Source organism: Streptococcus sanguinis, from assembly GCF_050222175.1.
In the GTDB taxonomy this organism is placed as follows: domain Bacteria; phylum Bacillota; class Bacilli; order Lactobacillales; family Streptococcaceae; genus Streptococcus; species Streptococcus sanguinis_M.
Window position 1 is genome coordinate 69,310 of sequence record NZ_CP071420.1, and the last position, 22,255, is coordinate 91,564.

23 protein-coding genes are annotated in these 22,255 nt (G+C 45.4%); all 23 read left to right on the top strand.

The window, feature by feature from the left end:
• Window positions 1-31: 31 nt before the first annotated feature.
• Window positions 32-658 carry a hypothetical protein gene (locus J1C91_RS00420; protein ID WP_125383058.1) on the top strand — a complete coding sequence of 209 codons (627 nt, stop codon included), beginning with the start codon at window positions 32-34 and terminating at the stop codon, window positions 656-658.
• Window positions 655-1,281, top strand: a complete 627-nt coding sequence (locus tag J1C91_RS00425; protein WP_125383057.1) for a hypothetical protein — start codon at window positions 655-657, stop codon at window positions 1,279-1,281. The genes J1C91_RS00420 and J1C91_RS00425 overlap by 4 nt, the downstream gene beginning before the upstream one ends.
• The gene (locus J1C91_RS00430) at window positions 1,278-1,886 is read left to right on the top strand and encodes a hypothetical protein (protein WP_125383055.1); all 609 of its coding nucleotides are present in this window, start codon (window positions 1,278-1,280) and stop codon (window positions 1,884-1,886) included. The genes J1C91_RS00425 and J1C91_RS00430 overlap by 4 nt, the downstream gene beginning before the upstream one ends.
• A complete protein-coding gene (locus J1C91_RS00435; RefSeq protein ID WP_125383054.1) occupies window positions 1,883-2,500 on the top strand; it encodes a hypothetical protein in 618 nt (205 codons plus the stop codon). The genes J1C91_RS00430 and J1C91_RS00435 overlap by 4 nt, the downstream gene beginning before the upstream one ends.
• Window positions 2,501-2,857: 357 nt before the next feature.
• Window positions 2,858-5,512, top strand: coding sequence for a bifunctional acetaldehyde-CoA/alcohol dehydrogenase (gene adhE / locus J1C91_RS00440; protein ID WP_125438933.1), 2,655 nt, complete (start codon window positions 2,858-2,860; stop codon window positions 5,510-5,512).
• Between the two features lie 269 nt (window positions 5,513-5,781).
• Window positions 5,782-6,462 (top strand): DUF6796 family protein, encoded by a 681-nt coding sequence (locus J1C91_RS00445; RefSeq protein ID WP_125438931.1) that lies wholly within the window; start codon window positions 5,782-5,784, stop codon window positions 6,460-6,462.
• A gap of 116 nt (window positions 6,463-6,578) precedes the next feature.
• Window positions 6,579-6,686, top strand: coding sequence for an acetylxylan esterase (locus tag J1C91_RS00450; protein WP_235787842.1), 108 nt, complete (start codon window positions 6,579-6,581; stop codon window positions 6,684-6,686).
• Between the two features lie 324 nt (window positions 6,687-7,010).
• Window positions 7,011-7,712: an N-acetylmannosamine-6-phosphate 2-epimerase gene (locus tag J1C91_RS00455; protein WP_002901987.1), complete on the top strand. Its 702-nt coding sequence runs from the start codon at window positions 7,011-7,013 to the stop codon at window positions 7,710-7,712.
• Window positions 7,713-7,726: 14 nt separating this feature from the next.
• A complete protein-coding gene (locus J1C91_RS00460) occupies window positions 7,727-8,644 on the top strand; it encodes a dihydrodipicolinate synthase family protein (RefSeq protein WP_002908446.1) in 918 nt (305 codons plus the stop codon).
• 84 nt (window positions 8,645-8,728) lie between these two features.
• Window positions 8,729-10,267, top strand: a complete 1,539-nt coding sequence (locus tag J1C91_RS00465) for a sodium:solute symporter (RefSeq protein ID WP_009660195.1) — start codon at window positions 8,729-8,731, stop codon at window positions 10,265-10,267.
• Window positions 10,267-10,719, top strand: coding sequence for a YhcH/YjgK/YiaL family protein (locus tag J1C91_RS00470; protein WP_009660223.1), 453 nt, complete (start codon window positions 10,267-10,269; stop codon window positions 10,717-10,719). Before J1C91_RS00465 ends, J1C91_RS00470 begins: the two co-directional genes overlap by 1 nt.
• Before the next feature lie 169 nt (window positions 10,720-10,888).
• Entirely contained in the window at window positions 10,889-11,731 is an 843-nt protein-coding gene (locus J1C91_RS00475; RefSeq protein ID WP_009660179.1) for a MurR/RpiR family transcriptional regulator, read from the top strand.
• Window positions 11,728-12,624 (top strand): ROK family protein, encoded by an 897-nt coding sequence (locus J1C91_RS00480; RefSeq protein WP_009660138.1) that lies wholly within the window; start codon window positions 11,728-11,730, stop codon window positions 12,622-12,624. Before J1C91_RS00475 ends, J1C91_RS00480 begins: the two co-directional genes overlap by 4 nt.
• 150 nt (window positions 12,625-12,774) lie before the next feature.
• Entirely contained in the window at window positions 12,775-13,098 is a 324-nt protein-coding gene (locus J1C91_RS00485; RefSeq protein WP_125438929.1) for a hypothetical protein, read from the top strand.
• A complete protein-coding gene (locus J1C91_RS00490) occupies window positions 13,088-15,043 on the top strand; it encodes a V-type ATP synthase subunit I (RefSeq protein ID WP_125438927.1) in 1,956 nt (651 codons plus the stop codon). The genes J1C91_RS00485 and J1C91_RS00490 overlap by 11 nt, the downstream gene beginning before the upstream one ends.
• Before the next feature lie 133 nt (window positions 15,044-15,176).
• Window positions 15,177-15,656, top strand: coding sequence for a V-type ATP synthase subunit K (locus J1C91_RS00495; protein WP_002898768.1), 480 nt, complete (start codon window positions 15,177-15,179; stop codon window positions 15,654-15,656).
• 10 nt (window positions 15,657-15,666) lie between these two features.
• On the top strand, window positions 15,667-16,257 hold the full coding sequence (locus tag J1C91_RS00500; RefSeq protein ID WP_002894445.1) for a hypothetical protein: 591 nt from the start codon (window positions 15,667-15,669) through the stop codon (window positions 16,255-16,257).
• Between the two features lie 10 nt (window positions 16,258-16,267).
• Window positions 16,268-17,281: a V-type ATPase subunit gene (locus J1C91_RS00505; protein ID WP_125438925.1), complete on the top strand. Its 1,014-nt coding sequence runs from the start codon at window positions 16,268-16,270 to the stop codon at window positions 17,279-17,281.
• Window positions 17,268-17,588, top strand: coding sequence for a V-type ATP synthase subunit F (locus tag J1C91_RS00510; protein WP_002894448.1), 321 nt, complete (start codon window positions 17,268-17,270; stop codon window positions 17,586-17,588). Before J1C91_RS00505 ends, J1C91_RS00510 begins: the two co-directional genes overlap by 14 nt.
• Before the next feature lie 7 nt (window positions 17,589-17,595).
• Window positions 17,596-18,291 carry a GNAT family N-acetyltransferase gene (locus J1C91_RS00515; RefSeq protein WP_002911403.1) on the top strand — a complete coding sequence of 232 codons (696 nt, stop codon included), beginning with the start codon at window positions 17,596-17,598 and terminating at the stop codon, window positions 18,289-18,291.
• Window positions 18,292-18,456: 165 nt separating this feature from the next.
• Complete coding sequence (locus J1C91_RS00520; RefSeq protein WP_032909468.1) at window positions 18,457-20,247, top strand: V-type ATP synthase subunit A; 1,791 nt, start codon at window positions 18,457-18,459, stop codon at window positions 20,245-20,247.
• Window positions 20,234-21,628: a V-type ATP synthase subunit B gene (locus J1C91_RS00525; protein ID WP_002902006.1), complete on the top strand. Its 1,395-nt coding sequence runs from the start codon at window positions 20,234-20,236 to the stop codon at window positions 21,626-21,628. Before J1C91_RS00520 ends, J1C91_RS00525 begins: the two co-directional genes overlap by 14 nt.
• Window positions 21,625-22,248, top strand: a complete 624-nt coding sequence (locus tag J1C91_RS00530; RefSeq protein WP_002894455.1) for a V-type ATP synthase subunit D — start codon at window positions 21,625-21,627, stop codon at window positions 22,246-22,248. The genes J1C91_RS00525 and J1C91_RS00530 overlap by 4 nt, the downstream gene beginning before the upstream one ends.
• Window positions 22,249-22,255 lie beyond the last annotated feature (7 nt).

Consider the following 22,255-nt stretch of genomic DNA (forward strand, 5'->3'; position numbering starts at 1 on the left):
TCGAAATTATTACGGAAACTAGGTGGACAATATGCGACTATACATCAAAGGCAATTATGCTAAAAAAATAACCTTTACGACAAGAGAGTTGCTCTGGAAAATGTGGTTTAAGGAATGGCATGACCATCTGATTACTACTTCTAATGTGGGTGATGATGAGATACTACAAGATGATTTCTTTTTTGGAGTTCAATTTGATAAATGGCGGTTTAATGATAAACGATGGAATCATATACCATACGACAAGAGCAATCCTTGGAATTCGTTTTCTGATGAAAATATTCAATTGGAATTTGAAAATGATTTTATTACTGATGGGAGAGAACGTGGAGAAAATCTTAGGATTGCTACGACACATACGGACATTTTAACGGTTGATAAACGTGCTATGTATATAATGGCAGTCGAGGTGGCTTCTGCTATTGATGGGCAGATCAGCGAGGATGACAAGCTGACTTGGATAGATGTAGAGACTTTTAAGAAGTTGCACAAGGATGTCTTATCACTAACCTATGATCAAGCAACTGATATCAGTGTGGAGGAACTAAAAAGAATGAAACCTGTAGAGGATCCCTTGTGGGATGAAGAAGAACTACTTCATGAAGAGTACATCAAAATCCATGGTGAACGAGTTTATGACGATGAGGAAGAAGATTGAAATTATATTTAAAAGGCGATTATACCAAAGAAATTCCATTTGATTACTTAGAACTAGCGAAAAGGATGTGGTTTGAGAAAAAAGATGGGATAGAGCCAGATTTGTCGTATGCAGGGTATCTTGATTTACCAATTGAGAAACTTTCTATTCACTTACAATTAAATAAGTGGATGCATGAAAATAGATGGAATAATGTTCAGATTAAAGAAGGGATAAAATATGATTTTTTATCCCATAAGTCAGAATATATACAGCTGGATTACGAAGATGCAATGATGTCGGATTTTCGTGAGAAAGGTGAGTGTTTAAGAATTGCCTCTAAACACCTTGACCTTCTTACCGTTGATAAACGTGCCTTCTATATTATGGCACTTGACATTGCGACTGCCATTGATGGTCAGATTAGCGAAGATGATAAAGAGAGCTGGTTAAGTGTGGAGGAATTTAAAAACCGGCATGAAGATATCCTTTCGATGAGTTATGAACAGGCTAATGAGCTGAGCCTTGAAGAAATTCCGTTTATGGATGATGTTCGAGACCCAGTTTGGGAAGAAGATGACCGCAGAAATGAGGAGTACATTAAAATCCATGGAGAGGTAGAGTTGGACGACGAGGACGAATGAAATTATATTTAAAAGGCGATTACACAAAAAAAGTACCTTATGGTTATTTAGAACTTGCTGGTAAAATGTGGTTTCCAGAAGATGAGCAAATTTCTTACTCAAATGCTGGGAACAATGATGCATTACAAGAAGATTTTTTCTCAAATTTATCCTTGAGGAAAGGCACTGCTGATAAGAGATGGTCTAGTGTCCCCCTAAAGGAAGGGGTACGAAGACTCTTTTCACATATTAAGGAATGTATTGAAATTAATTTTGAAGATGCAGTTGCTACAGATTATAATGAAAAGGGGGACTATCTCCGAATTTTAACCAGCCATCTGGAAGTTTTGACAGTTGATAAACGTGCTATGTATATTATGGCGCTTGAGATTGCAAAGGTGATTGACGGGCAAATTAGCGAAAATGATAAGGCTAGCTGGTTGACAATTGAGGAGTTTAAAAGAAAACATGAGGCTATTCTATCTCTAACTTTTGAAGAAGCAAAAGAACTAAGTTTGACAGAAATTCAAACGATGGATGTTGTAGACGACCCTCTTTGGGAGGAAGAAGCTACTCGTCGAAAAGAATACATACTAGCACATGGAGGCGATATCTCAGATTTATGAGACTATACATCAATGGTGATTATACTAGAAAAGTGCCATTTGGCTACAGAGAACTCGCATGGAAAATGTGGTTTAAAGAAAGAAATGGCCAAAAAATAAGTTTCTCAAATGTCGGGGATGACGAGATGTTGCAAAATGACTTCTATTTATCTTTGCGGTTAGATAAGTGGGGAGCAAGTGGCTCTCGTTGGAAAGATGTCAAGGTTAAAGGTGGCAGTGCAATCAATTCCCAAAAATATGAAAATATTGATTTGGATTATGAGGGAAGTTATGAAAGCGACGGTAGAGAAAAGGGCAAATATTTAAGAATCGCTTCTAATTATCTGGATGTTTTAACAGTTGATAAACGAGCTATGTATATTATGGCACTTGAAATTGCGACTGCTATTGACGGTCAAATTAGCGAAGATGATAAGAAAACATGGCTGACAATTAAGGAATTCAAGGAAAAACACGAAGATATCTTATCTCTAACCTTTGAGGAAGCAAATGAGATGAGTTTGGAAGAAATTCAAACGATTGACGCTATTGACGATTCCATATGGGAAGAATTGGATAGGAAGCGCGAAGAATATATCAAAATACATGGTGAACGTGTTTATGATGACGATTGAGATTATTATTAAAAATGGGAATTAAGGTTCATCTTTTAGATGTTTATAAAGTAAAGATCAGCTCGATTCGTCCGAGCTTTTTATATTTAAACCAAGAAAGCGCTTTCATATATTATGTGAAAACAAAAGTATGTGAAATCTCTAAAAAATTAAAAAAGTTTTTCACAAAATAGACAAAAATAATCTAATAAATCAGCGCTTGTTTTCTAATATTCACAAAATAACAGGAAAAAGTTTGTGAATGTTAGGTGAAAGTGTTTACAAGAGTCATTAAATGGGTTATAATTGAATTGTGAAATATTTAACAAAGGTTAGTGTTCTTCATCTAACCTAAGGCAAAACCATTGGAGGAATAGAATGGCTGAAAAGAAGAAAACGGTAGAACAAGAAGACAAGGCTTTGGCAGCGCAAAAGCATGTCGATGAATTGGTGCAAAAAGGTCTGGTTGCACTAGAGGAAATGAGAAAGCTGAATCAGGAACAGGTGGACTACATCGTAGCCAAGGCCTCTGTAGCAGCTTTGGATGCTCACGGTGAGTTGGCCCTGCACGCTTATGAAGAAACAGGCCGCGGAGTTTTTGAAGACAAGGCAACGAAAAACCTTTTCGCCTGTGAGCACGTTGTGAATAACATGCGCCATACGAAGACTGTTGGCGTTATTGAAGAAGATGATGTAACTGGTTTGACCTTGATTGCGGAGCCAGTGGGTGTTGTCTGCGGAATTACTCCAACAACTAACCCAACTTCAACAGCTATTTTTAAGGCTCTGATTTCCTTAAAAACACGTAATCCGATTATCTTTGCTTTCCACCCATCTGCTCAAGAATCTTCTGCCCATGCAGCACAAATCGTGCGTGATGCAGCGATTGCAGCAGGTGCGCCTGAAAACTGTGTGCAATGGATTACAGCGCCATCGATGGAAGCAACTTCTGCACTTATGAACCACGAAGGGATTGCAACAATCCTTGCGACAGGTGGTAATGCAATGGTGAAGGCAGCTTACTCATGTGGTAAGCCAGCTCTGGGGGTTGGTGCCGGAAACGTACCAGCTTATGTGGAAAAATCCGCTAATATCCGTCAAGCAGCGCACGATATCGTTATGTCTAAGTCCTTTGACAATGGTATGGTCTGTGCCTCTGAGCAAGCCGTTATCATTGATAAGGAAGTTTATGATGAATTTGTAGCAGAGTTCAAATCTTATCATACTTACTTTGTCAATAAGAAAGAAAAAGCTCTGTTGGAAGAGTTCTGCTTCGGCGCTAAGGCAAACAGCAAGAACTGTGCTGGTGCTAAGCTCAATCCGGATATCGTTGGTAAGCCAGCTACTTGGATTGCAGAGCAAGCAGGATTCAGTGTGCCAGAAGATACGAATATTTTGGCAGCAGAGTGTAAAGAAGTTGGTGAAAAAGAGCCATTGACACGTGAAAAACTGTCACCTGTCATCGCTGTTCTCAAGTCTGAATCCCGTGAAGACGGTGTTGAAAAAGCTCGTCAAATGGTAGAATTCCATGGTCTTGGTCACTCAGCTGCTATCCATACGGCGGACGAAGAATTGACCAAGGAATTTGGTAAGGCTGTTCGTGCCATCCGTGTTATTTGCAACTCACCTTCTACTTTCGGCGGTATCGGGGATGTTTATAATGCCTTCCTGCCATCACTGACTCTGGGCTGTGGATCTTATGGTCGCAACTCAGTTGGTGATAACGTTAGTGCTGTGAATCTCTTGAACATCAAAAAAGTAGGAAGACGTAGAAATAATATGCAATGGATGAAACTCCCTTCAAAAACTTACTTCGAGCGTGACTCTATCCAATACCTGCAAAAATGTCGCGATGTGGAACGTGTCATGATCGTTACAGACCATGCTATGGTAGAACTTGGTTTCCTAGATCGTATCATCGAACAACTTGATCTTCGTCGGAATAAGGTTGTTTACCAAATCTTTGCAGACGTAGAGCCAGATCCAGATATCACAACAGTTGAACGTGGTACAGAGATTATGCGTACCTTCAAACCTGATACAATCATCGCGCTTGGTGGTGGTTCGCCAATGGACGCAGCTAAAGTAATGTGGCTCTTCTATGAGCAACCAGAAGTGGATTTCCGTGACCTTGTGCAAAAATTCATGGATATCCGTAAACGTGCCTTCAAATTCCCATTGCTTGGTAAGAAGACTAAGTTTATCGCAATCCCAACCACATCTGGTACGGGTTCAGAAGTGACACCGTTTGCCGTTATCTCTGATAAGGCTAACAACCGCAAGTACCCAATCGCTGACTACTCTCTGACTCCAACTGTAGCCATCGTAGACCCAGCTCTGGTACTGACTGTTCCAGGATTTGTCGCAGCAGACACCGGTATGGACGTGCTGACCCACGCAACAGAAGCTTATGTATCTCAGATGGCCAGCGACTTTACAGATGGTTTGGCTCTCCAAGCGATCAAACTAGTCTTTGAAAATCTGGAAAGCTCTGTTAAGAACGCTGACTTCCACTCTCGCGAAAAGATGCATAATGCCTCTACTATCGCTGGTATGGCCTTTGCCAATGCCTTCCTGGGAATTTCCCACTCTATGGCCCATAAGATTGGTGCTCAGTTCCACACAATCCACGGTCGTACCAATGCGATCTTGCTGCCATATGTAATCCGCTACAATGGTACACGTCCAGCTAAGACAGCGACATGGCCTAAGTACAACTACTACCGTGCGGATGAGAAATACCAAGACATCGCTCGTATGCTTGGCTTGCCAGCTTCTACTCCAGAAGAAGGTGTTGAATCATTTGCGAAAGCTGTTTATGAACTGGGAGAACGCGTCGGTATCGAAATGAACTTCAAGGCTCAAGGTATTGACGAAAAAGAATGGAAAGAACATTCACGCGAATTGGCCTTCCTTGCCTATGAAGACCAATGTTCTCCAGCCAACCCACGCCTTCCAATGGTTGACCACATGCAGGAAATCATCGAAGACGCATACTATGGCTACAAGGAACGCCCAGGACGCCGCAAATAAACGAGCAGCTTCCTCAATTAAAAAATAAGACAGTTTGTCGGTCATCCCCTGCCCTTTGGTGGGGGATTTTTCTATGTGTCTTAGCGAGGCAAGGCCATTGGTCGAAGCCAAGCTTAGAGACATTGATGCTAAGGAGTGGAGCGACGTGAGTGCTAGGTACCTTAACGAAAGGAGCTTGCTGGGGTAAAAAGATGTAAACCTTCTGACTACTTGTGATTGAGTGAGCTTTTGTGCTAAGATAAGGGGACAATGGAAAAAAGGAGAGTAATGTGATTTTTTTATCTTTATGGGCTGGGCTGTTGAGTGGTCTTTGCTGGTTATTGGGGGATATTCTGCTGGTTGGCTTTGAGGTAGACAAGGAAAGCTATGCCTCTTTTACGGAGCAGAGTCGGATTGGCAATACGAATCTGGCTATGCTGATGCTGTCTGGCTCTGTCGGTCGGCTGCGTCTAGGCGCTCTGGTGGCTAACTTCTCAATCCCTCTTATGTTAGTCTCGCTTTATGCTCTCTTTGGTTTGACAAATAAGGGCTTGTGGGCTTATCTGTCAATAGCCTTGTTAGGAATTGGATTTGCCCTGTCGCCGGTGGCACATGTGGCCTTTTACTACGTTGGGATCATCAGCAAAAAGGCTTATAAACGAAGCAACGGACAGGTCTGCTCAGACGAAGACAGCGAGCTTATCAATGAAGCAGTGCTCTTTCTAGATATAACCTGGCGGACAGCTATCGCTCTGACAGGTCTAGGCTGGCTCATTTACTCACTGCTAATAGTTGCCGGTCAGACGATATTGCCTGCTTATCTGGGGCTGCTGACTCCTTTACCTCTCAGTCTGTTGACTATCTTACTGGTAGAAAAGCTGAGAATCGGACGCCCCTACCTTAACGGAGCCGGCCTAAACATAGGATTTAGTTTGTTCTATTTACTGCTCCTGCTTCATATAGGTTCTTAGGAGGTGAATCGGTAAAATTTCAGAAAAAACAGAAAATCTATATATTAACCTATTGAAAAATTCCTATTTCTGTGGTATGATGAAAGAGGTTTCAAGAATCGTTGGGAGGATAAGACATGAAAAACCCTACTTTACTTAAAGAAATGTTACATTATCGCGGAAGAGATGAAATGCCCGACGATTTTGATACCTTTTGGAATAAACAAGTGGCAGAGGTTTGCTAATTGGCATTCTGCTGATTTATACTTCAAATTTGGGCTTTTAAATAAGCTGGTTGAGCTTAGTGTTTGTTAGCTTTTATTCCTTTAAGACTGGAAGTCTACAAAACTGCTTCCCCCTAGGACTAGGCATTCGCCTAGTTCTTTTTAGTTGTAGAAAAATATTGGAATAGTTACAGAAAACATAGATATTTTTACTGTATTCATCTCTATAAGTTTCAAACTGAGATAAAAAGTAATACTTAAAAAGAAAGTACTTTCTAAAAGTAAAACCATATTGAAACTAATTGCAATAAATGTTAAGATAATAAATGTAAAGGCTTACAATAAATGAGTAAGGAGGATAGGAATCAAATGGAAGAGTTGAGACATAAGTTAATTGTGTCGTGTCAGGCTCTACCAAACGAACCATTACATAGCGACTTTATCATGGCTCGTATGGCAGTGGCGGCCAAAGAAGGAGGTGCTAGCGGAATTCGGGCTAACTCGGTTATAGACATCAAGGCTATTAAAGAAGCGGTGGATTTGCCAGTAATTGGGATTATCAAGAGAGATTATCCAGATGCCCAAGCTTTTATTACACCAACTATAGCGGAAGTGGATGAGCTGATGGAAGCCCATCCGGAGATTATCGCTTTAGATGCGACAAATTCCAGCAGACCTCAAGGAGAGAGTTTAAAAGCATTTTTCCAGAAAGTGAAAGAAAAATATCCTCAGCAGCTTTTGATGGCTGATTGTTCAACTCTTGACGAGATGCTGGAAGCTGATCGAATGGGATTTGATTTTATCGGAACAACCTTGGTGGGCTATACTAGTCAGAGCGAAGGAGATAAGATTGAAGCCAATGACTTTGAAATCATCCGAAAAGCTTTAGCTGAGATTCAGCACCCTCTGATTGCTGAGGGGAATATTGATAGTCCTGAAAAGGTGAAAAGAGTTCTAGAGCTGGGAGCCTTTAGTGTGGTAGTAGGATCTGCCATTACACGGCCGCAGCTGATTACAAGGAAGTTTGCAGACGCAACAAAAGAATAGAAAAGAGGAAGAATATGTCAAAATTAGAAAAATATGAAGGTGTCATTCCGGCTTTTTATGCTTGTTATGATGAAGCAGGAGAAGTAAGCCCAGAACGTGTTCGTGCTTTGACTCAGTACTTTATTGATAAGGGAGTTAAGGGTGTCTATGTTAATGGTTCTTCTGGTGAGTGTATTTACCTCAGTGTAGCAGACCGGAAATTAATTTTGGAAAATGTCATGGAAGTGGCTAAGGGCAAACTGACAGTTATCGCTCATGTGGCTTGCAACAACACTAAGGACAGTGTGGAACTGGCTAAGCATGCTGAAAGTTTGGGTGTTGATGCTATCGCTGCTATTCCTCCTATTTACTTCCGTTTGCCGGACTATTCTATCGCTAAGTACTGGAACGATATGAGTGCAGCGGCTCCGAATACTGACTTTGTCATCTACAATATTCCGCAGCTGTCTGGAACGACTCTGACACCAGCACTCTATGCAGAAATGCGTAAAAATCCACGAGTTATTGGGGTTAAAAACTCTTCTATGCCGACTCAAGATATTCAAATCTTTGTCGCAGAAGGTGGGGAAGATCATATTGTCTTTAATGGTCCAGATGAACAGTTTATCAGCGGTCGAGTTATTGGTGCTAAGGCCGGAATTGGTGGAACCTATGCTGTGATGCCGGATCTCTTCCTGAAGCTCAACCAACTCATCATTGACAAAGATCTGGATCGTGCTAAAGAACTGCAACATGCGATTAATAGTGTGATTTACAAGATGGTCAGCGGTCGCGCAAATCTCTATGCTGTTATGAAAGAAATTCTTCGTCTCAATGAGGACTTGGATATTGGTTCTGTTCGAGCACCGTTAGAGCCTCTATCTGAGGGAGACTATGCAATTGCCAAAGAAGCAGCTGCTATGATTAAGCAGGTAAGAGAAGACTTCTTATAATATAAAGAGTGTAACACCAGAGTTTAGGGCAGGCTAAACCTGCCCGTCCTAGGCTTTGACGATGAATAATAATGGAGAAATTCTATGGGAAATGTTGGTTTTACTACAATCGATATGATTATTCTGATTGTGTATTTACTAGTTGTTCTGGTAGCAGGTTTGCTCTTCTCGAAAAAGGAGATGCAGGGTAAAGAGTTCTTCAAAGGTGATGGAACGGTACCTTGGTATGTAACATCTGTTTCCATTTTTGCTACATTGTTAAGTCCGATTTCCTTTATGACACTGGCGGGGAACTCTTATGCAGGGACTTGGCTTCTCTGGTTTGCCCAGCTGGGTATGATTTTTGCCATTCCTGTGGCTATCCGCTTCTTCTTGCCGATTTATGCACGTCTGGATATTGATACAGCCTATGACTACCTGCAAAAACGTTTTGGTTCTAAGGCCTTGCGGGCTTTGTCAGCTGTCTTCTTTATCATCTATCAAATCGGCCGCATGTCCATCATTATGTATCTACCTTCAGTAGCTCTGGCTACTCTGACCAAGATTGATGTCAATATCTTGATTATCGCAATGGGTGCGATTGCCATTGTTTACTCCTATACCGGTGGTGTCAAGTCAGTTCTGTGGACAGACTTTATCCAAGGTTCAGTACTCTTGATTGGTACAGTTATAGGGCTTTTCTTCCTGATTGCTAATCTCAAGGGTGGCTTTGGCGATATTGCTAGTGAGCTGGCCAGCGGTAAATTTATCTCAGGAAATGAAACTATTTTCAATCCTAACTTACTAAAAGATTCTATTTTTCTGATTATCTTGGGCTCTGGTATCAATACCCTGTCCTCTTATGTATCCTCGCAAGATATCGTTCAGCGCTTTACGACAACTCAGAATGTGAAGAAGCTCAATAAAATGATGTTTACGAATGGAGTTTTGTCAATCTTTATCGCCTCTGTCTTTTATCTGATTGGTACAGGTTTATACGTCTATTATCAAGTACAGCATCCAGGCAGTGAGGGCAGTTCTATTCCTCAAGACCAGATCTTCACTTACTTTATCGCCTATGGTCTTCCAGTTGGAGTGACCGGTGTTCTGATTGCGGCAATTTATGCAGCAGCTCAGTCTACTATTTCTACAGGTCTTAATTCTGTAGCGACTTCTTGGACTTTGGATATTCAAGATGTTGTATCTAGCAATCTGGACGACAAGAAACGGACTAAAATTGCTCAATATGTTTCTCTAGGTGTAGGAGTCTTCTCCACAGTAGTTTCAATCGTGATGGCTCATACAGGTATTACATCGGCTTATGTTTGGTTTAATGGCTTTATGGGCTTGGTGCTAGGTGTCTTGGGAGGAATCTTTATTCTGGGAATCTTCACCAAGCGTGCCAATCTCAAGGGAGCTTATGCGGCTATGATTGCTTCTAGTATTGTCCTGCTAGTCATCAAGTACGCTCTGCCAGCAGAAGCCGTTAGTATCTGGGCTTATTCCTTGATTTCAATTGTTGTTTCCTTGATTGTAGGCTATGTGGTTTCCGTCTTAACTGGCGGCAAGGCTGCACCAGAGAATACAACAGTTTACGATATTGCAAGCATTCATGCAGATAAATCCTGGGAGGTACGGCACTAATGGAATTAGTTCAATATAAAGGAGCAGCTGTTGAGAGAGACATTCAGCATCCTGCCTTAAAAAAAGTCTTAGAATTTTTACAGACACATGATGTCAGCCAAGATGAAAAGGGCAACCACCCTGTGTCTGATGATTTCTTTTACAATGTCATTGAAATGACGACTACGACCGACGATGAACGGGTCTGGGAAAGTCATAGGGAATTTTACGATGTGCATCTGATTTTTGAAGGAAAGGAGCGCATCCACTATAACTTTTTGTCCAATATGGAAGAAGGGGATTATGATGCGGAAGGAGACTGGCAGCAGATGTCCGGTCAAGCTTTGTTTGACCTGATATTCACTCCTGGCAGCCTGCTCTTGCTGGATTCTAATGACGCCCATAAGACTGGACTGATAGCTGAAGAAGCCGGCCCCATCCGTAAGGTTGTCTTTAAAGTAAAAATTGTATAAAAGGCTGCGGGCGGGATGAGAAAGACGGATTGTTCTTAACATGCTGCCCCAGCTTTTTTAGTCAGTTTTGAACTTTATTTTCTGCTGGAGAATTCTAGCAAGGAAGGGTTGGAATTACTTTTGAGAAAGTGGTAGAATAAAGAAAATAGTTGCAGGAGGAAAATGTCTGATGGTTTCTTTGGAAAAAAACATTTTGCCAGTGATTGAGTCTGTATATGGTAGTCTGACACACCTGGAAAAGAAGATTGCAGATTATTTTCTGTCTGCAGAGGCCCTGACAGCTGATCTATCGGCTCAGGCGGTGTCTCAGAAGCTCTATGTCTCTGTGCCTTCTCTGACTCGCTTCGCCAAAAAATGTGGCTTTTCAGGCTACCGGCAGTTTATCTTTGAATTTCAGGAATCCAGCTCAGAAAGTAAAAATGTCAGTAGGGATTTGACGAGAAATGTCTTGTCTGATTATGGCGAATTGCTCAATAAGACTTTTTCCTTGATTGACGAAGAACAGTTCCTGCGCGTGGGGGATATGCTCAACAATGCTGGGCGAGTCTATATCTACGGGCAGGGGAGTTCAGGCTTAGTGGCTCGGGAAATGGAGTTTCGCTTCATGCGGTTGGGAATGGTTTGTAAGGCCATCACGGATGACCATATGATTCGGGTGAATAGAGTCATGCTGGATTCGGACTGTCTGGTTATTGGCATTTCCATATCTGGCGAGACTAAAATTATCACGCAGGCTATTCAGAATGCCAAAAAAGTCGGAGCCAAGACTGTGCTGGTAACTTCCAATAACAGCGACGACTTGAGGCAGCAGTGTGATGAACTGGTCCTAGTAGCTGTCAAGAAGCACTTGGCACAGGGCAATAATATCTCTCCTCAGTTTCCGGTTTTAGTTGTGATGGACATTTTCTATGCCTATTATATGGATTTAGACCGAGATCATCGCAGCCAAATCTTTACAAATACACTTTCAGCTTTAGAAGAAAATCAAGAAGAGAAGGAGCATGAATCGTGAATATTGTTGGAATAGATATCGGTGGGACAACGATTAAAGCAGATCTCTATCAGTCTGATGGACATAGTCTAAATCAATTTCGGGAAGTTGCCACTGAGATCGACTTTGAAAAGAAAACGAATCAGATTTTAGAGCAGGTTTGCCAGTTAATAGCATTTTATAAGGAGAAGTTTGAGCTAGATGGAGTAGCGATTTCATCTGCTGGTGTAGTTGACAGCCAGGCTGGGAAAATCAGTTACGCCGGTTATACCATTCCAGGCTATATTGGAACGGATTTCCGTAGTCGGATTTTAAAAGAATTTGGTTTACCGATTGCGATTGAAAATGATGTTAATTGCGCTGCTCTAGGTGAGGCTTGGCTAGGCGCTGCCAAAGGTCATGCTTCTGCAGTTATGATTACTGTCGGTACAGGCATTGGCGGCGGCATTATCAATGATGGAAAGATTGTCAATGGATCCACTTATACTGCTGGTGAGGTAGGCTATCTGCCCATGGAAGATGGACAGGACTGGCAATCCCTGGCCTCAACAACTGCCTTGTTGGCATTATACAGCCAAAAGACAGGCGAGCAGGGCCATACTGGGCGTAGTTTTTTTGCGGCGGTAGACCAAGGAGATAAGCTGGCGCAGGAAACACTTGATATATTCTTGGGTCGCCTAGCTAAAGGTCTTTTAACCCTGTCCTATATTCTAAATCCAGAGGTGTTGATTGTCGGTGGCGGGATATTAGCTAGATCTGAGCTTATTCTGCCACGTCTTGAAAATTTGATGAAGCAGCAAGTAGTAGATCAGCGCTTTTTGCCTAGAGAGTTGGCGGCAGCAGCCCTAGGGAATGAAGCCGGACGATTAGGCGCTGTTCGACATTTTCTGAATCAGGAGAAAAACTCTGTTTGAAAAAGATGTTTTCAGAAAGAATATGTTATAATTTATGCAAGTACGAAGCTGTATTCCTGAAGATGACTGTACCAGATGCGGGACAGTCAGCCAGGAATGCAGATTTTAAAATCCGTTTTCAAAGGTTTTTGAAAACGAGGGGGTGAATAGATGGCCAATGAAACACTTGAAAAAATGCAGGAAATTGAAACTGCTGCAGAAGAAGTTTTGATGGGCTACAGGACGCAGGCTCAGGAGCTGCGACAGCAAGTAGATGAAAATCTCAGGCAACTGGGGCTGAAGTATGACGATGAAACGCAGAAACTGGCAGAGGAATTAACCGCGACTTCCCAGCAAAAGTTGGTGCTCCTGCAGCAAGACTTGGAGCAGACAACCCAGCAAAATGAGGACAAGGTTGCGGCCGCGCTGACAAACAAAAAAGCAGACCTGGCGCGAGTCATTGTAGAGAAGGTGGTAGAAGCCTATGGCCATTAGTCAAATGCGGCAGTTGTCTCTGCTTCTGCCCAAGGAACTGCTGGATCAGCTTCTCTTTTACCTACAGGGTTTAGAGTCGGTTCAGATTCATGACTTGCGGCAGGAAGAGGACTGGCAGGCAGCCTTTGAGCAGGCTTTAGTCGGCCGGCCAGATCGGCAGCTATCTCAGCAGGATTTGCTCAGTCGTCAAGAAAAGCTCGAGAGGCTGATTGCAGATCTAGAGCCTTTTATGCCCAAAAAGAAACTGCTGGGATCCTTAAAAGAAGAACCTTTGGAATTATCCTTTGCTGCTTTGGAGCAGGCAGGGAAAGCCCGGGATGAGGAGGCGCTGCTGGAAGGAATCAGCAAACAGCTCAAGGTATTGCAAGAGGCCAAGGGTCAGATAGAAGCTGACCGCTTGGAAGTGGCTGCGCTGGAGAAGTGGGTGCCACTGGAGCTAACACCGCAAGCAGCTGCGACTTTCAGTCATCTGGGAGCTTTGATTGGGACGATTCCCAATACCGATGACGATGCTCTGCGCTTGGCTCTGGGAGCACATGCTGATCTGAAGTTCCAGGAAGTCTTTACCGACGATACGGAGCACGGGGTTCTTATTTTTTACAAGACCGGCTCTCTGGAAGAAGTTCGCAGAATCTTGAAAGAGTATGGCTTTAAGCCCTTTGAGTATGACCATGCGGAACTGCCTGCTGATCGGCTCGAACAGCTCAAATCTAATATCCGCCAGCAGGAAGCTGTGGTAGACGCTATGACCAAGAGTCTAGCAGCTTCAAAGGGTGAGCTGGATCAGCTCAAGGTTCAGCTGGACTATCTATGCAATCTCTCCTCCCGTCAAGAAAGTAAGAACCAGTTAGCCAGCACGCAAAATCTGGCAGCCTTGGAAGGCTGGATCGAAAGCAATCAGGTTCAAGCTCTTGAGGCTTGCTTGACAGAGCAGTTTGGCCAGAGCATTCTCATCCAGACCAGAGAGATTCGACAGGACGAGAAAGATAAGGTTCCGACCAAGCTTAAAAACAATGCCTTGGTAGAGCCCTTCGAGCTAGTGACGGAGATGTATTCTTTGCCTAAGTATGGCGACAAGGATCCAACGCCCGTCGTTTCCCTGTTTTATTTTGTATTCTTTGGCATGATGGTCGCCGATATTGGCTATGGTCTCTTGCTCTTTGCAGGAACTAGTCTAGCGCTGCGCTTTTTACATGTCAAGCCAGGAATGGCTAAGAATCTGCGCTTCTTCCGCCTACTGGGCGTGGCCGTCATTATCTGGGGACTGGTTTATGGCTCATTCTTTGGATTTGAATTGCCCTTTGCTCTGATAAGTACCAGCTCTGATGCCATGACGATTCTGGTCATTTCGGTCGTCTTCGGCTTCATTACAGTACTGGCAGGCCTCTTCCTCAGCGGGCTGAAAAATATCCGCCTCAAGGATTATGCAGAAGCATACAATGCAGGCTTTGCTTGGGTACTGATTTTGCTAGGGCTGCTGCTCTTGGCCTTGGGGAATTTCTTCCCATCCTTGGCCTTTGCGGCAACGATTGGTCAATGGTTAGCCATTATCAATGCACTTGGCGTATTGGCAGTATCGATTATCAGCGCTAAGAGCTTGGCAGGTCTGGGGTCAGGTCTCTTCAACCTCTACAATGTCAGCGGTTATGTTGGGGATCTGGTCAGCTTTACGCGACTGATGGCTTTGGGACTTTCGGGGGCTAGCATTGGCTCGGCCTTTAACCTGATTGTTAGTCTCTTTCCACCAGTGGCTCGCTTTAGCATTGGTATTCTGCTTTTTATTGCTTTGCATCTGGTCAATATGTTTCTGTCTTTCCTGTCGGGTTATGTGCACGGAGCACGTTTGATTTTTGTAGAATTCTTCGGAAAATTCTACGACGGAGGCGGCAAGCCTTTCACTCCGCTCAAGCCTAGCGAGAAATACGTTCAGCAAAGCAAGAAATAAAGATTAGGAACTATGGTAAGAGACGAGAAGCTCATCTTAAGAAATACAGTTTCTACAACATCAAAAACAAGCAACATTCATTAAACTAGCTGTTGGTTTTACAAGAATTACAGCAATTTCATAGGAGTAAATCATGGAACATTTAGCATCATATTTTGGAACTTACGGCGGAGCCTTTTTTGCAGGTCTGGGAGTGGCTTTGGCGGTCTTTCTCAGCGGAATGGGCTCAGCGCTAGGTGTTGGAAGCACCGGTCAGGCAGCGGCAGCTCTCTTGAAAGAACAGCCGGAAAAATTCGCTCAAGCTCTGATTTTACAACTTTTGCCAGGTACCCAAGGTCTCTACGGCTTTGTTATCGGGATTACCGTCTTCTTTAATATCAAGCCAGAATTGGCTCTGCAATCAGGCGTAGCTTATTTCCTAGCAGCTCTGCCAGTTGCGATTGTTGGTTACTTTTCAGCCAAGCATCAAGGACGAGTAGCGACCGCTGGTATTCAGATTTTGGCCAAGCGACCAGAAGAGGTCATGAAAGGGGTTATCCTAGCGGCCATGGTTGAAACCTATGCCATCTTGGCCTTCGTTGTATCCTTCATCATGGTTCTGAATGTGAAGTAAGGAGGCTTTTATGTCTGACATATCAGATCTCAAAGCTTCTGTCTTGGAGCAGGCTCACGAGAAGGGGCATTTGCTTTTGGCCGAGGCTACTGAGAAAATAGAACAGGAAGCCAAGGAACGTGAGGCCCAGCTGGTTCGGCAAAAGCTTGGACAGCGAGAGCAGCAGCTGAAAGAAATCAGCCGGCGCAGTCAGCGCGATATTCAGCAGCTGGAAAATCAAAAGCGCCAGTCTACTCTGGTCATCAAGCAGCGGGTTCTCAGAGAGCTTTTTGAGGAAGCCTATGCTCAGATGGCAGCTTGGTCACCAGCTGAAGAAGAGCATTTTCTGAAGAGTGTCTTGGCTAAATACCCAGAGAAAGAGTTGGCACTGACTTTCGGTGCTCTATCAGCTGAGAAATTCAGCTCCAGCCAGTTAGAAGACTTGAAAAGATCCTTTCCGCAAGTACACTTTTCAGACCAGTCCATAGCCGGTCAGGCAGGTTTTGTGCTGAGCCAAGGACGAGTGGATGATAGTTATCTCTATCGTGACTTGCTGGACTCTGTCTGGCAGGAGGAAAGCTACCGACTGGCTCAGGATATTTTCAAAGACCAGGCAGAATAGGAGGCGGACCATGAGTGAAACAAGCTTCTCTCAAGTCAATACAGCCATTAGCGTGCAGGAGGCTTCCTTTTTGACGCCCCAGCAATATGATCAATTGCTGCAGGCTGACAATCCTGCCAGCCGTTCGGCTCTTCTGCAGGGAACGGTCTATGCCATGGATGCTGAAGCTATCAAGGATCTCAATACCATTGAGAAAGTACTGATGAAGCATTTGTATTCCGTTTATAATTGGGCGTTTGAGATCAGTCCAAGTAAGGAGTTAGTGGAGATTTTCACGCTCCGCTATACCTACCACAATCTCAAAGTTTTTCTCAAGGGTCGGGCGACAGGTCAGTCCTTGGAGCATTTGCTGATGCCGGTGGGGACCTATTCGCTGGAGGTTTTGGAGCACTTGGTCATGGCTTTTTCAGCTGAGTATTGTCCGGATTTCATGCTGGACGAGGTGCTTGCGACCTGGCAGGAATACCAGGATTATCAGGATGTGCGCGTGCTGGAGATTGGCATGGACATGGCTTATTTCCAGCATCTTAAGCGTCTGACACAGGAATTGGAAGATGACCGTCTGCTGCAGCTGGTGAATCTGACTATTGATTTTTACAATGCCATCACGGTCAAGCGGGCTGTTGGCTTGGAAAAACCGCGCAGCTTTATGAGGCAGCTCCTGTCTGATGAAGGGAGCCTCTCTGCTGCCAACTGGATTGCCATGGCAGAGCAGGGAGATTTCTTGACTTGGTTTAGCCAGGTCAATCCCTGCGGTTACGATCTGGATCTGCGCTCCTACGAGGAAAAAATGCGGAACCAGACCTTGACGACAGTAGAGCTAGAATATCTAGCGGACCTCTTGCAGGTTAAGTTGCTTGCGGCTGGTCAGTTTGAGACAGATGGACCGCTCCCTCTGGCCCGCTATCTGCTGGGCAAGGAGCTGGAAGTCAAGAATCTGCGGCTGATTTTGACTGGCATGGACAATCAGCTGCCGGTAGAGCTTATCAGAGAAAGGATGCGACCGATTTATGGACAAGACTAGCTACAAGATTGCTGTTGTGGGGAATCGCGACACCATCCTCCCTTTTAAGCTGATTGGTTTTCAGACCTTTCCGGTGAAGGAAGCTCAGGAGACGGTCAATACCCTGCGTCGGCTCGCCCGTGAAGATTTCGGCATTATCTATCTGACGGAGGATATGGCTGCGGATATTCCAGAAACCCTGGCCTACTATGACCAGCTGGAGATTCCTGCTCTTGTGCTCATTCCTACCCATAAGGGGAGCACGGGACTGGCTCTTTCGCGGATTCATGAAAATGTCGAAAAGGCTGTCGGACAAGATATATTGTGAGGTTTTTATGCGAATCAATGAACTAGGTCAACCTATTGGGGATGCTCTGCCGGATTTTCAGCCGGGGGACTTGCCTAATTTGGAGCGAATCGAAGGCCAGTATGTTATTATCGAGCGTCTATCCAAGGACAAGCATGGAGCGGATTTGTATGAAGTGTATGGTCCGGATTCTCCTGCGGATATGTGGACCTATCTCTTTCAAAATCCTGCCCAAAGTCAGGTAGAATGGTCTCAGCTGCTAGATCAGATGCTGGTAGCACAGGATCGTTTTCACTATGCAATTGTGGACAAGGAGAGCGGTAAGACTTTAGGAACTTTTGCCTTGATGAGGATTGACCGAAATAACCGCGTTATCGAAGTGGGAGCGGTGACCTATTCGCCCGAGCTGAAGCGCACCAGACTGGCTACTGAAGCTCAGTACTTGCTGGCACGCTATGTCTTTGAAGGGCTGGAGTATCGCCGCTATGAATGGAAATGCGATGCCCTCAATCAGCCGTCAAGACGGGCAGCAGAGCGGCTTGGTTTCACCTATGAAGGTAGGTTTCGCCAGGCGGTTGTCTATAAGGGGCGCAACCGAGACACGGACTGGCTGTCTATGATTGACACGGATTGGCCGGCCGTCAAGGGTCGTCTAGAAAAATGGCTAAGCTCAGACAATTTCGACGAAAAGGGCCAGCAAATAAAAGCCTTATCTGATTTTTAAAATAAAAAGAAACAATCCTTGCCCTAGAGCTAGCTAAGAAAGATTTCAAACTCGTGGCAAGAATCAAAAAAACACTCTTTGGAAATGAAATTCAAACTGTTGCTTAGTTTGAGCTTTGATTTTCATGTAGAAGCAAGAAAAATCTCCCAAGAATGGAGGAAGATTGTGAGTCAAGGAAAGATTATCAAAGTTTCTGGTCCTCTGGTGCTGGCATCAGGGATGCAGGAAGCGAATATTCAGGATATCTGCCGGGTTGGCGATTTGGGGCTGATCGGTGAAATTATTGAAATGCGGCGGGACCAAGCCTCTATTCAGGTTTATGAAGAAACTTCTGGCTTGGGGCCGGGAGAGCCGGTCATCACGACTGGAAGCCCTCTGTCTGTTGAACTGGGACCAGGTCTGATTTCCCAGATGTTTGACGGAATTCAGCGGCCTTTGGAGCGTTTCCAAAACATCACGAAGAGTGACTTCCTCGTCCGTGGTGTCCAACTGCCAAATCTAGATCGAGAGGCTAAGTGGGATTTTGTTCCAGGTCTGTCTGTCGGAGATGCGGTTGAGTCCGGCGATATTCTGGGAACGGTGCAGGAGACCAATCTGGTGGAGCACCGCATCATGGTGCCAGTTGGAGTCAGTGGACGTTTGACCAATATCTCAGCTGGCAGTTTCACTGTTGAAGAGACTGTTTACGAGATTGAGCAGGCGGATGGTTCTGTCTTTAAAGGGACTCTCATGCAAAAATGGCCAGTCCGTCGCGGGCGCCCTTTTGCTCAGAAGCTGATTCCAGTTGAGCCTTTGGTGACTGGTCAGCGGGTCATCGATACCTTCTTCCCAGTAACCAAGGGCGGAGCAGCAGCCGTACCAGGACCTTTCGGGGCTGGTAAGACTGTCGTCCAGCACCAGGTGGCCAAGTTTGCCAATGTTGACATCGTTATCTATGTCGGCTGCGGTGAGCGTGGCAATGAGATGACCGACGTACTTAATGAATTTCCAGAACTAATTGACCCAGCAACTGGCCAGTCCATCATGCAGCGGACGGTGCTGATTGCCAACACCTCCAATATGCCGGTGGCAGCCCGGGAAGCATCGATTTACACAGGGATTACGATCGCAGAATACTTCCGTGACATGGGCTACTCCGTGGCCATCATGGCGGACTCTACCTCTCGCTGGGCAGAAGCCCTGCGGGAAATGTCTGGCCGTCTGGAAGAAATGCCGGGTGACGAAGGCTATCCTGCCTATCTCGGCAGCCGGATTGCTGAGTATTACGAGCGGGCTGGCCGGGTCAAAACGCTCGGTTCGACTGCGCGTGAAGGCTCTATTACTGCTATTGGGGCTGTATCACCTCCGGGTGGAGATATTTCTGAGCCGGTGACGCAAAATACCCTGCGGATTGTCAAGGTTTTCTGGGGCTTGGATGCCCAGCTGGCTCAACGCCGGCATTTCCCAGCTATCAACTGGCTGAGCTCTTACTCGCTCTACCTAGACGAAGTGGGAGCCTATATCGACCAGCATGAGAAGATTGCTTGGGCTGAGAAAGTCACCAAGGCCATGAATATCCTGCAAAAGGAAAGCGAACTGCAGGAAATCGTGCGTTTGGTTGGCTTGGATTCCTTGTCTGAAAAGGACCGGCTGACCATGAATGCAGCCAAGATGATTCGCGAGGACTACCTGCAGCAGAATGCCTTTGATGATGTGGACACCTATACTTCTTTCAAAAAACAGGTAGCTTTATTGAGCAATATCCTGACTTTCGATGCGGAGGCCAATCGTGCCTTGGAGCTGGGAGCTTATTTCCGGGAAATCATGGAAGGAACGGTGGAGCTGCGTGACCGAATTGCCCGCAGCAAGTTTATCCACGAAGACCAGTTGGAAAAAATTCAAGCCCTCAGTCAGACTATCGAGGAAACCCTGCACCAGATTCTTGCCCAAGGAGGACTAGACAATGAGCGTCATTAAAGAATACCGCACCGTTAGTGAAGTTGTCGGCCCTCTGATGATTGTCGACCAAGTCGCTGGCGTGCATTTCAATGAATTGGTAGAAATCCAGCTGCATGATGGCAGCAAGCGTCAGGGCCAGGTTCTGGAAGTCCAAGAAGACAAGGCTATGGTCCAGCTTTTTGAGGGATCAAGCGGTATCAATCTGGAAAAAGCTAAGGTCCGCTTTACGGGCCGTCCGCTAGAGCTGCCAGTGTCAGAAGACATGGTAGGCCGGATTTTCAATGGCATGGGCAAGCCAATTGATGGCGGCCCAGCTATCTTGCCAGAAAAATATCTGGATATTGACGGTCAAGCCATCAATCCAGTAGCTCGCGACTATCCGGATGAGTTTATCCAGACCGGTATTTCAGCCATCGACCACCTCAATACCTTGGTTCGGGGACAAAAACTGCCAGTATTCTCTGGCTCTGGTCTGCCCCACAAGGAATTAGCCGCTCAAATCGCCCGTCAGGCTACCGTGCTTAACTCTGACGAAAACTTCGCCGTGGTCTTTGCGGCCATGGGGATTACCTTTGAAGAAGCCGAGTTTTTCATGAATGACCTCCGGGAGACGGGAGCCATTGACCGCTCGGTGCTCTTTATCAATCTAGCTAATGACCCAGCTATCGAGCGGATTGCAACGCCGCGGATTGCCCTGACAGCAGCCGAGTACCTGGCTTATGAAAAGGACATGCACGTTCTGGTCATCATGACTGACATGACCAACTACTGTGAGGCCCTGCGGGAAGTTTCCGCAGCTCGTCGTGAAGTGCCGGGCCGCCGTGGGTATCCGGGTTACCTCTATACTAACCTATCCACCCTTTATGAGCGGGCTGGACGTCTGGTCGGCAAGAAAGGCTCTGTGACGCAGATTCCGATCCTGTCCATGCCAGAGGATGACATTACCCATCCGATTCCAGACTTGACAGGTTATATTACGGAAGGTCAGATTATCCTTTCGCGCGACCTTTACAACAGTGGCTATCGTCCGCCTATCAATGTCCTGCCATCTCTGTCCCGTCTCAAGGACAAGGGTTCAGGTGAGGGCAAGACTAGGGGAGACCATGCCGCAACTATGAACCAATTATTCGCCGCCTATGCGCAAGGCAAGCAGGCCAAGGAGCTGGCTGTCGTTCTGGGGGAATCCGCCCTGTCCGAAACGGACAAGCTCTATGTACGCTTTACCGACCGCTTCGAGCAGGAATACATCAATCAAGGTTTCCAGACCAATCGAACCATTGAGGAAAGCTTGGATCTAGGCTGGGAACTCCTGTCCATCTTACCTAGAACGGAGCTTAAGCGGATCAAGGACGATATGATTGATCAATACCTGCCGCAAACCAAGGAGGAAGAAAGATGACGCGACTCAATGTCAAGCCGACTCGGATGGAGCTGAATAACTTAAAAGCCCGTCTCAAAACGGCTGTCCGTGGGCATAAATTGCTCAAGGACAAGCGGGATGAGCTGATGCGGCGCTTCATTGAGTCTGTCCGTGAGAACAATCAGCTCCGCCAAAAGGTCGAATCCGCTCTGGTCGGTCACCTGCAGGACTTTGTCATGGCAAAGGCGCTGGAGAGCGACCTCATGGTCGAGGAGATTTTTGCCGTCCCTACGCGGGAGGTCAATCTGCATGTGGAGACTGAGAATATCATGAGTGTGCGCGTGCCCAAGATGCACGCTCATATTGACAATCCGCATAGTGATGACGAGGGAGACGTGGTTTATAGCTATGTGGCGTCTAACAGCCAGATGGATGAAACCATTGAAAGCATGAGCGATCTGCTTCCTGACTTGCTGCGACTGGCTGAGATTGAGAAAAGCTGCCAGCTCATGGCGGATGAAATCGAGAAAACCCGCCGTCGGGTCAACGGGCTAGAGTATGCTACCATCCCTGACCTCAAAGAAACCATCTACTACATCGAAATGAAGCTGGAAGAAGCCGAACGAGCCAGCCTCGTCCGAATGATGAAGGTGAAGTAAGATGCGT